General features: G+C 64.7%; 12 protein-coding genes and 1 tRNA gene. All 13 read left to right on the top strand.

The genetic code is table 11. From position 1 onward, the window contains the following. Nucleotides 1-75 precede the first annotated feature (75 nt). The 13 genes from ACPPVQ_RS05705 to ACPPVQ_RS05765 all read left to right on the top strand — a co-directional run bounded on the left by ACPPVQ_RS05705 (nt 76) and on the right by ACPPVQ_RS05765 (nt 13,637). Nucleotides 76-1,104, top strand: coding sequence for a TadA family conjugal transfer-associated ATPase (locus ACPPVQ_RS05705; RefSeq protein ID WP_426519515.1), 1,029 nt, complete (start codon nt 76-78; stop codon nt 1,102-1,104). Then, the gene (locus tag ACPPVQ_RS05710; RefSeq protein WP_426519517.1) at nt 1,094-2,026 is read left to right on the top strand and encodes a type II secretion system F family protein; all 933 of its coding nucleotides are present in this window, start codon (nt 1,094-1,096) and stop codon (nt 2,024-2,026) included. The genes ACPPVQ_RS05705 and ACPPVQ_RS05710 overlap by 11 nt, the downstream gene beginning before the upstream one ends. A 105-nt stretch (nt 2,027-2,131) precedes the next feature. Next, nucleotides 2,132-2,332 (top strand): DUF4244 domain-containing protein, encoded by a 201-nt coding sequence (locus ACPPVQ_RS05715; RefSeq protein WP_426519519.1) that lies wholly within the window; start codon nt 2,132-2,134, stop codon nt 2,330-2,332. After that, the gene (locus tag ACPPVQ_RS05720) at nt 2,325-2,684 is read left to right on the top strand and encodes a TadE family type IV pilus minor pilin (RefSeq protein ID WP_426519521.1); all 360 of its coding nucleotides are present in this window, start codon (nt 2,325-2,327) and stop codon (nt 2,682-2,684) included. The genes ACPPVQ_RS05715 and ACPPVQ_RS05720 overlap by 8 nt, the downstream gene beginning before the upstream one ends. A gap of 1 nt (nt 2,685) precedes the next feature. Then, entirely contained in the window at nt 2,686-3,324 is a 639-nt protein-coding gene (locus tag ACPPVQ_RS05725) for an Rv3654c family TadE-like protein (protein ID WP_426519523.1), read from the top strand. 224 nt (nt 3,325-3,548) lie between these two features. Then, nucleotides 3,549-6,344: a type I DNA topoisomerase gene (topA, locus tag ACPPVQ_RS05730; RefSeq protein WP_426519525.1), complete on the top strand. Its 2,796-nt coding sequence runs from the start codon at nt 3,549-3,551 to the stop codon at nt 6,342-6,344. Next, on the top strand, nt 6,341-6,973 hold the full coding sequence (gene tmk, locus ACPPVQ_RS05735) for a dTMP kinase (protein ID WP_426519527.1): 633 nt from the start codon (nt 6,341-6,343) through the stop codon (nt 6,971-6,973). Before topA ends, tmk begins: the two co-directional genes overlap by 4 nt. 52 nt (nt 6,974-7,025) lie before the next feature. Then, nucleotides 7,026-8,177, top strand: coding sequence for a DNA polymerase III subunit delta' (locus tag ACPPVQ_RS05740; RefSeq protein ID WP_426521155.1), 1,152 nt, complete (start codon nt 7,026-7,028; stop codon nt 8,175-8,177). A 26-nt stretch (nt 8,178-8,203) separates the two neighbouring features. Beyond that, nucleotides 8,204-9,763, top strand: coding sequence for an alpha/beta hydrolase (locus ACPPVQ_RS05745; protein WP_426519529.1), 1,560 nt, complete (start codon nt 8,204-8,206; stop codon nt 9,761-9,763). Nucleotides 9,764-9,827: 64 nt separating this feature from the next. Beyond that, nucleotides 9,828-10,505, top strand: a complete 678-nt coding sequence (locus ACPPVQ_RS05750) for a TetR family transcriptional regulator (protein WP_426519531.1) — start codon at nt 9,828-9,830, stop codon at nt 10,503-10,505. A 92-nt stretch (nt 10,506-10,597) separates the two neighbouring features. Continuing rightward, nucleotides 10,598-10,670, top strand: a tRNA-Thr gene (locus tag ACPPVQ_RS05755). Nucleotides 10,671-10,885: 215 nt separating this feature from the next. After that, nucleotides 10,886-12,310: a tyrosine-type recombinase/integrase gene (locus ACPPVQ_RS05760; RefSeq protein ID WP_426519533.1), complete on the top strand. Its 1,425-nt coding sequence runs from the start codon at nt 10,886-10,888 to the stop codon at nt 12,308-12,310. Nucleotides 12,311-12,563: 253 nt separating this feature from the next. Beyond that, nucleotides 12,564-13,637: a hypothetical protein gene (locus ACPPVQ_RS05765; protein WP_426519535.1), complete on the top strand. Its 1,074-nt coding sequence runs from the start codon at nt 12,564-12,566 to the stop codon at nt 13,635-13,637. Nucleotides 13,638-13,739: the final 102 nt, after the last annotated feature.

Here is a 13,739-nt window from a genome sequence, read left to right on the forward strand (position 1 = left end):
TGGCGCGACGAGACGTTGTCCACAGATTCGGGGGAGCGCCGCCGATGACAGGCCGACGCGGCCTAGCGTCGCGGCATGGAAACGCCCAGCTCCACGACTCCGACTGCCACGCCGTTCGTGCCGATCGCGCCCGAAACGCATTCGACGACGACGGAGACCGGCCCGATCGACTGGCGTCAGTTCGGGCCACTCGCGCCGTATGTCGCGCGCGACGGGGTCACCGACATCTTCGTCAACGGCGCCCAGCTCTGGTGCGACGGCGATGAGGGTGTGCAGCGCCTCGAGGGATGGTCGGCCGATGAGCGGGCAACCCGGGAGCTCGCCGTACGGCTGATCGGCATCGGTGGCCGGCACGTCGACGAGGCGACTCCGTTCATCGATGTGCGACTTGCCGGCGGCGTCAGGGTGCACGCGGTGCTGCCACCGATATCGACGACGGGCACACTGCTCTCCATCCGGGTGCCCCGACGGGAGCGGTTGAGCCTGGATGACCTCGTATCTGCGGGGTCTGTGTCGCCGGCGCAGGCGGCCATCCTGCGCACCGCGATCGCGCAGCGGCTGAATCTCCTCGTGACGGGTGCGGCCGGAGCGGGAAAGACGACGCTCCTCGGGGCGATGCTTGCGGAAGCCCCCGTGCACGAGCGGATCGTCCTCATCGAAGATGTCGCCGAACTCCGCGTCAGCCACCCGCATGTCGTCGGCCTGCAGGCCCGGCAGGCCAACCTCGAAGGTGCCGGAAGCGTCGGACTTCAGCAACTGGTACGCGAGGCACTGCGGATGCGCCCTGACCGGCTCGTACTGGGTGAGTGCCGTGGGGCCGAGGTCCAGGATCTCCTGAGCGCATTGAACACCGGGCACGACGGCGGGGCCGGAACACTCCACGCCAATTCCCTCGCCGACGTTCCTGCCCGGCTCGAGGCGCTCGGTGCGCTCGCAGGCATGTCGGATCGTTCGATCGCGCGCCTGGCCGTGAGTGCGATCGGACTGGTCATCCACGTTGCGCGGCTCGGAAGCGCGCGCCGGATCTCGGGCTTCGGCCGGTTCCGTGCCGACAATCGATCGCGCCTCCATCTCGACGAACTCAGGATGCCCGATGCGGTCTGACCGTGCGGCTCGCTCCCTCGCGATCGATGGTCTCGCCATCCTCGCCGACACGGTGGCGACGTTGCTGGAGGCAGGAATCGTGCCGGAGGTCGCATGGGCCTACCTGGCAGAAGCCGGCAACGATCCGCTTGCGGTGGCGGTCGGCCGGGCCGTCGCCCGCGGTGAGAGCGTCGTCGCCGCCATCGTGCACGGTGGTGATGCTCCGTCTCGCCGCGTGAAGGAGGCCCGGGCCGTACTCGCCGCAGCGTGGTGGGTCGCATCCGAATCCGGCGCGCCGCTCGCCGCCTGCCTTCGGGCCTGTGCGGACTCCTTCCGAGGGCAAGGAGACACCGAGCGTGACATCGCCGTCGCGCTCGCGGGGCCCGTCCTCACGGCGCGGATGGTATCGATACTCCCTCTTGTCGGGCTGCTCTTCGGCGCTGTACTCGGGTTCGATACCGTCGGAGCGCTCACGGGGAGTCCTGTCGGCTGGGGATTGCTGATCGGCGGTGTGCTTCTGATGGGTCTGGGAGCAGCATGGAACAGGATGCTCGTGCGCAGGGCGACGCAGACCAATGGCGACCGTGCGATCGAGCTCGAACTGCTGTCGGTGGCGTTGTCGGGAGGCGCAGCGATCGCCGTCGCGCGTGAACTCGTCGCGGAAGCTACGCGTCGCTTCCTCCCGGGGGGCGCCGAAGCCGGTTCAACGGTCGATCACGTTTTGCAGCTGTCAGCGCGAGCGGGAATCCCCGCTGGAGGGCTCCTCCGAAGTGAAGCGGATCGCCGGAGACGGGAGTCGAGGAGCGCAGGCCAGACTGCGGCGTCGACCCTCGCCGTACGGCTGATGCTTCCGCTCGGCCTCTGCGTGCTTCCCTCGTTCATGTTCCTCGGCGTCGCGCCCCTGGTACTGGTCATCGTCTCCTCCACATTCGCCACTCTCTGAATCCTGTCCAGAGATGTCGTCGGCGCCCTTCGCTTCGATCGTCGACAGCGAAGGATGGATGCACGGGCGCGAGAGCGTCCACGATTCAACAAGAAAGGACATGACATGACGAAATACAGGCGCAGTGCATGGTCCCGGCTCAGATCCGTCGTCTCAGACGAGAGAGGGTCGGCCACGGCCGAGTATGCCGTTGCGACGATGGCTGCCGTTGGGTTCGCAGGACTCCTCGTCGTCATCCTCAGGGGCGACGAGGTGAGGCAGGTTCTCACCGACCTGGTGCGACGGGCGCTCTCCATCGATGTCTGAGGAATGTCGTCCCGGCAACCCCGAGCGGGGAAGCGTCACCGCCGAATTCGCGGCGGTCGCGCCCGCGATCGTGCTCGTGCTCGCCCTCTGCCTGGGCGCCGTCCAGGCTGTGATCCAGCAGCTGCGCGTCGCCGACGCTGCAGCCGGCTCGGCCCGTGCACTCGGGCGCGGCGACGATACCGCGGCGGTTGCTCTCCGCGCACGAAGCATCGTCGCCGACGCCTCGATGTCCGCCGAGCGCGAGGGCGACTTCGTCTGCGCCCTCCTCAGCGCTCCGTGCCCGCCCGGCCCGTTCAGCGCACTCGGGCTGACGGTCACCGCTCGATCGTGCGCGCTCGCAGGTGGGCTCTGACATGAAAAGGTTCAGACGACAGGCGGCTCCGTTCGGTGCGGCCCCCGTGCCGCCAACGGAGCAGGCGGCCGGTGATCGGGGCTCGGTCACCGTCGTTGCGATCGGCCTTATTGCGGGGGTGGTGGCGTTGACCGGGGGCATTGCGGCGATCTCGGCGGCTCTCGTTTTCAAGCAGCGTATTGCCGGCGCCGCTGACTCAGCCGCCGTTGCCGCAGCCGACGTCGTGTCGGGGGCGGTGCCCGGCTATCCCTGCGCGCGAGCAGAGGAGGCCGCGCGCCTCAACGGGGCGGTGCTCATCGACTGCACAATCGACGGGATGATCGCGTCTGTTCTCGTTTCGGCATACGTTCTCACATTCGAGGTGCGCGCACGCGCTCGAGCCGGACCGCCGGATGGTGTGGTGGGTTCAGTCGAAAACGGCCTCGAGAAAGTGGTAGTCGACGGCGCTCGGCCGGCTGTCGAGCGCGTCGTCGGAGGCGAACTCGACGCCACCGCCTCGCGTGTAGAGGTAGTGCTTGCTTCCCGACTCCGCCCGGATCTCGAGTCGCGGGCGAGGGTCACCGGACTCCAGGAACTCGGCGGTGATGGTCTTTCCCTCGAGAGGGCCATCGGTCAACTTCGCGGTGTACGTCCCTATTGATGTTGTACCCATGAAGGCCATTTTCCTCGGCCTCGGCGCGACCGCAAGGGCTGCGCTGGAGGCGAACGAGCACGGAACGATTAGGTGTAAAAGCAGTAGAGGTGTGTATGGTGTGCCTTGATGGGCGGCGCTGCTCACGATCACAGCTGAAGTCAAGCGCCGGGGGAGCGCATCCACGGGGATCCAGCTGTTTCTTCACAGGATGCGTATATAAGAGGAGTCAGGTGCCAGACACGAAGAAGCTGGTCATCGTCGAGTCACCGACAAAGGTGAAGTCGATCGCCCAGTACTTGGGAGACGGATACGAGGTCATGGCCTCGGTAGGTCACATCCGTGACCTGATCGAGCCCAAGAACCTCCCGCCCGAGCTCAAGAAGGGCTCGCTCGGCAAGTTCTCCGTCGACGTCGAGAACGACTTCGCGCCCTACTACGTCATCTCCGACCAGAAGAAGAAGACGGTCGCCGACCTCAAGCGTGCCCTCAAAGACGCTGACGAACTCCTGCTCGCGACTGATGAAGACCGCGAAGGCGAAGCCATCGCGTGGCACTTGATCGAGGTTCTCAAGCCCAAGGTGCCGGTGCGGCGCATGGTCTTCCACGAGATCACCCGCGAAGCCATCGAGCAGGCACGGGACAACACCCGCGAGATCGATGCAGCCCTCGTCGACGCCCAGGAGACACGTCGCATCCTCGACCGCCTCTACGGCTATGAAGTATCGCCGGTGCTCTGGCGCAAGGTCGGCCCGGGCCTTTCTGCTGGACGCGTGCAGTCCGCAGCGACCCGCCTGGTGGTCGATCGCGAACGCGAACGGCTCGCATTCGTCGCTGCCGGCTACTGGGACCTGACCGCGCAACTCGCGCCGGCAACGGATGCCGACACTGCAGCAGCGGCTTTCGAAGCGCGACTGGTCCGGCTGTCCGGCGAGCGCATCGCAACAGGACGCGACTTCGATGACCGCGGCCAGCTCAAGAGCGGCGCCCGTACTCTCGATGAAGCAGCGGCATCCGCACTCGCACAAGCGATCGCCCTGCCGAGCACCATCGTCGCCGTCAGCAAAGTCGAGTCCAAGCCATACTCCCGGCGCCCTGCAGCGCCCTTCACCACGTCGACCCTTCAACAGGAGGCGGCACGCAAGCTGCGTTTCTCCGCCCGGCAGACCATGAGCGTCGCGCAGTCGCTCTACGAGAACGGGTACATCACCTATATGCGCACCGACTCGCCGTCGCTTTCGAAGCAGGCGACCGATGCGGCGCGAAAGCAGGCGGCAGCCCTCTACGGGGCCGAGACGGTTCCCGACAAGCCGCGGGCCTACGCAGGCAAGAACAAGAGCGCCCAGGAAGCCCACGAGGCGATCCGTCCATCCGGTGAGACATTCCGCACGCCCTCAGAGCTCGCGTCTGCCCTCCGCGGGAACGACATGCGCCTCTACGACCTGATCTGGAAGCGCACCGTCGCCTCACAGATGGCCGACGCCAAAGGCCAGACCGCCTCCGTGACGATCGAGGCGTCGGTGACCGAAGGCGACAACTCCGGAACCGTGGCCGAGTTCTCGGCGAGCGGTACCGTCATCACCTTCCGTGGCTTCCTGCAGGCCTACGAAGAGGGCCGCGACGAAGAGCGAAACGCGTCGACAGAACCGACCGATGCCAAGCTTCCCGTGCTCGAGGCGGGCCAGAAGCTCGACGTCGTAGATGTCGAGGCGAAGGGTCACGAGACGACACCGCCGCCCCGTTACACGGAGGCGAGCCTCGTCAAGACGCTCGAAGAGCTGGGTGTCGGGCGACCGTCCACATACGCCTCGATCATCTCCACGATCGTCGACCGTGGATACGTCACCCCCCGGGGGCAGGCACTCGTTCCCAGCTGGATCGCATTCTCGGTTGTCCGGCTGCTCGAGGACTACTTCGGTGATCTGGTCGAGTACGACTTCACCGCCGAGATGGAAGACGACCTCGACCGCATCGCCGGGGGAGAGGCCGCCCGCAACGACTGGCTCACCAGTTTCTATTTCGGCAGCGAGAAGCACAAAGGCCTGCGCCAGGTGATCGACAACCTCGGCGACATCGACGCACGTACCATCAACTCGATCCGCATCGACGACGACATCACTTTGCGCATCGGCAAGTACGGTCCGTACCTTGAAATCGTCGATCCGGATGCGCCAGAGGGTGCCACGCCCCGGCGCGTCAACATCCCGCAAGACCTGGCTCCCGACGAGCTCACCCCGGCCAAAGCGATGGAGCTCATCGACGCACCGGTGCAAACCGATCGCGTACTCGGTGTGAACCCGGCGAACGGCAAACACGTCGTCGCGAAAGACGGCCGGTTCGGACCATACGTCACCGAGCTGGAGCAGGAAGAGCCGGACGCCGTGAGCATCGACGGCGCCACCGTCGACCCCGAGACCGGTGAACTCATCGAGGCGGCGACCACCCCGGCGAAGAAGAAGCCCGCCGCCAAGAAAGCCCCCGCAGCGAAACCGCGCACGGCATCGCTCTTCAAGTCGATGGATCTCGCCACCATCGACATGGGCACAGCCCTCGCGCTGCTCGACCTTCCCCGGGTCGTCGGCGCCGATCCGACGACAGGCGACGAGATCCAGGCCGCGAACGGCCGATACGGTCCCTACCTCAAGAAGGGCACCGACACCCGTTCGCTGACTGCCGAAGACGAGATCTTCTCGATCGACCTCCCTGGCGCACTCGAGCTCTTCGCGCAGCCCAAATACGGTGCGCGACGAGCCTCGAGCGCGCTCAAAGAGTTCGACGCCGACCCCGTGAGCGGCAAGCCGATCAAGGTCAAAGACGGACGCTTCGGACCGTACGTGACCGACGGCGTCACCAATGCGACGATCCCCAAGAGCGAGATGGTCGAAGAGGTCGACTTCGAGCGCGCGGTCCAGTTGCTCGCCGACAAACGCGCCAAGGGGCCGGCCAAACCCCCAGTCAAGAAGGCGACAACGGCCAGGAAAGCGCCGGCGAAAAAGCCCGCGACGCGCAAGGCCTCGACGACCAAGTGAGTGCACGGAACGACCAGGGCCTGTTCATCACGCTCGAAGGCGGCGACGGTTCAGGCAAATCGACGCAGGCGGAATTCCTCGCGACGTGGTTGCGCGAACGCGGCAGAACGGTAGTGAGAACACGTGAACCCGGCGGAACGGATGTCGGGGTCGAGATCCGTGAGATCGTTCTTCACCATCGTGGCGACATCGCACCGCGCGCGGAAGCGCTTCTTTACGCCGCCGACCGCGCCCACCACATCGCGACTTTCGTCCGCCCCGCGCTCGCGCGCGGCGAAGTCGTGATCCAGGACCGCTACCTCGACTCGTCAGTCGCCTACCAGGGCGTCGGTCGAGTACTCGACCCGACCGAGATCCGCGCCCTGTCATTGTGGGCCGCCGAAGGCCTTCTGCCCGACCTCACGATCCTGCTCGACCTCGACGAGACTGTGGCGCGCACCAGATTGGACAACGCCCGCACCCGCTACGACCGCCTCGAAGCCGAGAAAGCCGAATTCCACGCGCGAGTGCGCGCGGCGTACCTCGGGCTCGCCGCAGCAGAGCCGGAGCGGTTCCTCGTGCTCGACGCGTCACGGCCGATCGAACAGATCTCCACGGCGATCCGCGAACGCATCGCCACACTCCTCTGACCGGGCCTGTGGACAAGACGGCCGCGTCGGCGGCAGAGGATAACCTGTGACCATGGCAGTGTGGGACGACCTGACAGGTCAGGCTGAAGCCATTGCCATCTTCGAGGCAGCGGCCAACGCGCGCGACGGCGGCGCGATGACACATTCGTGGCTCATCACCGGTCCGCCCGGCTCCGGCCGCTCCAACCTCGCATTCGCATTCGCGACGGCGCTGCTCAGCCCCGGCACCCCCGAGGGCGACCTCGCGACCCGGCGACAAGTAGAAGCCCGCACGCATCCCGACCTCGCGGTACTGAGCACCGAACGCGTCATCATCTCCATCGAAGAAGTGCGCAGCCTTGTCGCGAGCTCCCAATTCTCGCCGTCGGCCAGCCACTACCGGGTGATGATCATCGAAGACGCCGACCGCATGAGCGAACGCACGTCGAATGTCCTCCTCAAGGCACTCGAAGAGCCGCCGGAACGCACGGTGTGGATCCTGTGCGCGCCCAGCGACGCCGACCTCATCCCGACGATCCGGTCGCGCGTGCGAACCGTGCGTCTTCGCGTGCCGAGCACTGCCGACGTCGCGGAGCTCATCCAACGACGCGACGGCGTCGACGAAGCCGTCGCTGAGCGCGCCGCCCGCGAGGCACAGAGCCATATCGGAATGGCCCATCGCCTTGCCACCAATGCGGAAGCCCGACGGCGACGCGAGGAGACCATCGAGATCGCACTCGGCATCCGCTCCATCTCCGATGCGGTGCTCGCTGCAGCGCGCCTGCTCGAGATCGCAGGCGCCGATGCCAAGGCGATCACCGAAGAACGCGACGCCGAAGAGCGCGAGCACACGCTCAGGTCGCTTGGCATCGAGCCCGGCGGCACGATTCCGCCGGCTCTCCGAAGCCAGCTCCGACAGCTCGAAGACGACCAGAAACGCCGCGCGACGCGCAGCCTCAGAGACGGAATCGATCGCATCCTCGTCGATCTGCTCTCGCTCTACCGCGATGTCATGATGCTGCAGCTGGCAAGTGCGAGCGAGCTCGTCAACCGGGAACGGAGCGAGCATCTCGAGCTTCTCAGCACCCACTCGACTCCGGCCGATACCCTCGCAGCAATGGATGCGATCGCGACCGCGCGCGAACGCATCGACGGCAATGTCGCACCCGCGCTCGCCCTCGAGGCGATGCTCGCATCTATCCTGCGCGGCTCAGCGCGATCGTGAACCGCGATCGTGAACAAGGAGAAGGCGTGACAACTGGCAATTCAGCACGGCATGGTCGTCGTGCCGCAACCCGCTGGTCGCTGCTCGCCGCCGTCACGGTCGTGGCCCTCACCCTCAGCGGCTGTGTCGGTCTTTTCCTGCCATCGCAGACTCGTACGACGTCGACGCCCGTCGCCGAAGACGTGACGCCCGACCTCACGCCGTTCTACCAGCAGAAGCTCGTCTGGACCTCCTGCGCGAACGGCATGCAGTGCACCACTGCGAAAGCGCCACTGGACTGGACCAACCCGTCCGCCGGAAAGATCAGGCTCGCACTCATCCGCCACCCAGCGACGGGAACGCGGCAGGGATCGCTGCTGGTCAACCCGGGCGGCCCCGGCGCATCGGGCTACGACTTCATCCGGGACTCGCTCGATTTCGCAGTCGACAAGAAGCTGCAGGCTTCTTATGACATCGTCGGGTTCGATCCACGCGGCGTCGGGCACTCCTCTGCGGTCACCTGCTACGCGCCCGCGCAGATGGACGCATACCTGTACGACATCACCCCGGGCGTGCGCGGCTCCGACGAATGGATCGCCAGCAATGTCAGGACGGCGAAAGACTTCGGGCAGGCCTGCTCCACCAATACGGGTGCGCTCCTCGACCATGTCGACACCGTCAACGCTGCCCGGGACCTCGACCTGCTCCGTGCAACCCTCGGCGACAAGAAACTCAACTACCTCGGCTATTCCTACGGCACCTACCTGGGCACCGTGTACGCGGAGCTGTATCCGCAAAAGACGGGACGGCTCGTGCTCGATGGTGCGCTCGACCCCGCGTCGAGCAACGTCGACGTCACCGAAGTCCAGGCCGAAGGATTCGAGAGTGCCCTCCGGGCTTACCTCAAGCACTGCCTCGCGAACAGCCACTGCCCCTTCACGGGCAGCGTCGCCGACGGCATGTCCACGATCACCGACCTCCTGGCTTCCGTCGAGGCAAGTCCCATCCGCAATTCCGACGGGCGCGAGCTCGGAGCGAACACCCTCGTCACTGCGATCATCTACCCGCTATACGACCGGGCGAGCTGGACGTACCTGAGTCGGATGTTCGCGGCCGTGATGAAGGGCTCTGCGGCATTCGCCTTCCAGTTGGCAGATGCCTACAACAACCGCAACGACGACGGAACCTACGCGGACAACTCCACGGAAGCCTTCACGGCGATCAACTGCCTGGACTACACCTACAACGCTGACCCGAAGGTCATGAAGCAGCAGGCGGCCGAGCTGTCCAAGGCCGCGCCAGTGATCGGGCCCTACCTCTCATACGGCGACATCTCCTGCGCGAACTGGCCATTCACATCGACCCTCAAGCGTGGTCCGATCGCTGCAGCGGGCTCCGCGCCGATCCTCGTCGTCGGAACGACGAACGACCCGGCGACACCCTATGTCTGGGCGCAGAACCTCGCCCGCGAACTCCAAAACGGTCACCTGCTCACGTACACGGGCGAGGGCCACACTGCCTACAACAAGTCGAACTCGTGCGTCAATAACACCGTCGACGACTTCCTGATCCGCGGGACGGTTCCGAGCGAAGATCCACACTGCTGAATCAGTGTGACGAACATTCGTGTTTTAAGTGGTGCAAGTTTGCACCGGGCGCAATAATTGGGCCATGAGTGTCATCGAGGAAGAACTGGGCCTGCGCGAACGCAAACGGCTGGCCACCCGCCGAGCGATCCAACTTGCAGCGGTAGAACTCGCGAGCGAGCGAGGGTTCGATAAAGTCACCATCGACGAGATCAGCCACCTGGCGAACGTATCGCCGCGCACGTTCTTCAACTATTTCCCGTCGAAAGAGACGGCGATCATCGGCGAACTTCCCGAAATGCCAGACGCCGACACCATCGAAGAATTCGTCGAAGCGGGCCCCGGGGAGCCGATCCTCGACGGCATCCGGAAACTCCTCGTCTCCGCCATCGCGGGAGATCTCGACGTCGCAGGGCCCGAGAGCAATGCCGGGGACACAAGAACGGCACACGACCTGATCAAGCTGCGTCGCGCGTTGCTCAAGGACAACCCCGAACTGTTCGCGCTGCGCATGGCGAGCATGCACCAGTTCGAAGACCAGCTCAGCGCGGTCGTCCAGATGCGCCTCGTGCACGATACTCCGGCGCTGGCGGACGACCCCGAGACGCTGCACCAGCGCGCACGTTTGGTCACCTATGTCGCATTCGCCGGGATGCGCCACGCCTGGTCATGCTGGGCTGACCACGGCGGCGTCGAACCCCTCGCAGATCGTCTGCAGAGTTCGTTCGAACAACTCCAGACGCTCAGCAGTGTCGTCCGCTGACAGAAGGCCGCAGGATGGGGCGGGTGCGAAACCCACTCCGTGCATCAGGTAAGCTATCTAGCTGTGCGTCGCGCTCGCTGAGCAAGACCCACGCCGCCCTAGCTCAGTCGGCAGAGCATCTCACTCGTAATGAGAAGGTCAAGGGTTCGATTCCCTTGGGCGGCTCCGCAGAATACTCGCCAGTGCAGCGATGTCGCTCGGAAAATACCTGATCAGGTCCCACAAAACCCGCCGAACTCCGGGGTCTACTCCAATCGTGGCGATAGGGCGCGAATGACACGGAGCGCCACCACGCGCCATGGCTGAATGGGTACCGTTGTGGGGACCAACTCCAGATACGATGTGGTGACCTGTAACCCGGCGACCCGAAGGCTGACCTGATGCCCACCATTGAGCGGCCGCGCGCGGCGAGCCTCGAGTATCTCAGCGAAACGGATCAGTGGCTGGTGATGGTTGCAGGGCAGACAGAGAAAGCCTTCGCCGATCACGCCAAAGCGATCGCGCACCTCGCAAAACTGACCGCTCCGAAGACCGTGAAGTCGCGTCGCCCCCAAGGCGACGGTGGGCTCACATACCTGAAATCCAAGAATCTGTGGCGGGCGTCCGTCTTTGCCGGATACGACGCCGACGGCAAACCAGTTCGTCTCGAGCGCACCCACCGAAGCAAGCAGGAGGCCACGATACTGCTGCAAAGGCTGCGCGAGCAGGTCGCAGAAGACACGGTGGTCCTTGACCGGCGGACGACTGTCGCTGAGTTGGTGCCGGGGTTCCTGGAAACGTGCAAGAAGAAGGACCGCGCGCCAAAGACAATCCTCGCTTACAGGAACACCTTGGACAAATGGATCCTCCCAGCGATCGGAGCACGCACGGTAGCCGGGATCACCGAAGACGTCCTTCTTGACCTTCAGATGCTGCCGATCAGAGATGGCAAGGGGTTCGCGACGGCTACGAAGATTCGAGCAACAGCTAGTGCACTACTCAGCTATGCGGTCAGCAAAAGGGTATTGCGGGTGAACCCCATGACGGGAGTCCACAAGCCAGGAGCTGGGCGCATCAACGAGAAGAAGCGCGGAGCGCTCACCGTCGACCAGGCGCACGCGGTTCTCACGCACGCCGACGTCAACTTCCTCCTCGGTTTGTTCACCGGCGCTCGCCCAGGTGAGCTCGCTGGACTTCGCTGGGACTACGTCGACCTCGAGGCCGGCGAGCTCAGAATCTGGTGGAACCTCACCACCGCACCCTTCTTGCACGGTTGCGCTGGCGAACCCTGCGGGAAATCACGTGCTGGATCATGCCCGAAGCGCCGGCTCGACATCGGCGATGCCCTCGACTGCGAGCCGCTCGAAGGTCGATTCATACTCGTTCGGCCGAAGGCCAAGAAGGCCCGAGTCGCGCCGATCCCGCCTTTCACTCTTGCAGTGTTAAAGGCTCACCGCCTTGCCACGGCTGCTCAGCCGAACCCTCACAACTTGGTGTTCCATCGCCCAACCGGGTGGCCGCGCGACCCGAAAGACGGCGCCGCCGCGTTCGAAGAGATGGTCACGGCCCTTGGAATCACCTCGCCAGAGGGCAAGGTCACCCCTTACTGGCTACGCCACACGATGGTCACACAACTCCGGGCAGACGGGGTCTCGCACACGGTCTTTGGCCCAATCGTGGGACACGTTGACGAAGAAGTGTCCGACATCTACACCCACGAGTCGCCGAAGGAAGCGCGCGCTGCAGTCGAATACCTGGAAGAGCGCATCCTCGCTAAAGGGACATCAGACGCCACTCCCTCGTCGGAAGAGATTCAGCGAACCTAGTCAGCTCTGATACGAGGAATGTCGGCTTCGTGCCGTTGTATCGCGCAGTGATCATCCCGAGACGAACGTAGTGGCGGAGCCTGCTTTCGGCCATTGCCAGCATGGCAGCCGCCGTCGGGAACTCGACGAGGATGGGGGCGATCGAAATCGCGATCGATGGGTTGTCTATCTGAGCGGTCATGGTGCAGCTATGCGGGCACCGAGCAGATCGGCGGGGACCCGTCATCCGGGGGCAGTGCTGAGACAATGAGCCATGATCACCGAGGCCACAAGCATCGATCCGACACCGGCTCAGATCGCCGAGCTAGACGACACGTTCTTCGGATCCGACCCGCTCGGATACTTCAGATCACGAATCCAGTCGCTGCTTCACGAGCCTGTGGACCAGGGGCGCGATGCGGAACGGTTCGGAACACTTCTAGGTGAGGCTGCCCCGGACTGGGCGGACGTCAGCGATGCGGGCCGGCAGTTGCAGCGCGCGGTTGACGCATTCGCGGTTCGGCATCACGCGGCGGAAGCCGTGATTCGGCTGCTTGGAGCTCTCAATACCGCGGGTCCAGAGTCCTCTGTGTGGATCACGATCACCGAAGGGCCCACACGGGCCGTCCAGGTTGTCGAGTCCATCAACACATGGCTTAGCAGTGCCCCCGAGCAGCTATCCGCGCTACTCCTTCCAGCGGGCTTACTCGCGAGACTCGAAGACGACGATGTGGTTCAGCTTTCGGTTTATAACGCGTGGCTCTGGATTGAGTACGCGGGCAAACTGCTTACATGGGACGACCTTGACATCAATGCGGCACACAACAAGGTGAAGCACGGCCTGGCAGTTCGTGCCAGGGACGATGAACGGATCGACTTCATTCCGATTGCAACCGGCGACGACTCGATCGACGTGTCAGGCGGAACGGTGCCGCTGAGCGTGATGGAGGGTGCCATTCCAATCTTTGACAAGCCGCTAGTCGAGTACCTCAGCAGACCGCCGAAGGTCGACGGTCACCGACAAGGACTTGAGGTCTCGACGCTGCAACTAGACGCCCCGACTCTGCTTGCCGAGGCTTGGATGATCGCGCGGGTGTATGCCTGCCTCTTCGCTGTTGCGGGAGCCGGCCGATCTGAAACCGCTCGAGAGTATGAGGCTTTCCCGGGGCAGCCGTCGCCGGTTGCAGTTTTTCCGATGGAAGCGGTTGTGGGAATGCGCCATCCCGTCACCCTGCCACCCGGAGGCGGCCAGCTCACGCGCACATCAGGGATTGCGTTCAACGGTCGCTTCGTGGGAACCACATTCGACATGCGTAGTAGGGCGACTGTCACCGTCGTCGAGGGATGATTCGGAGCCAGACACGGACGCAGCCGTCGTGTGGCCAGGCTCCTTAACTCGCTGCCGGCGCCGCCGTCCACGCCTCCGGCCCGCGCGGCCCTCGGACAACGC

Source organism: Leifsonia sp. McL0618, assembly GCF_049994905.1.
Taxonomy (GTDB): domain Bacteria; phylum Actinomycetota; class Actinomycetes; order Actinomycetales; family Microbacteriaceae; genus Diaminobutyricibacter.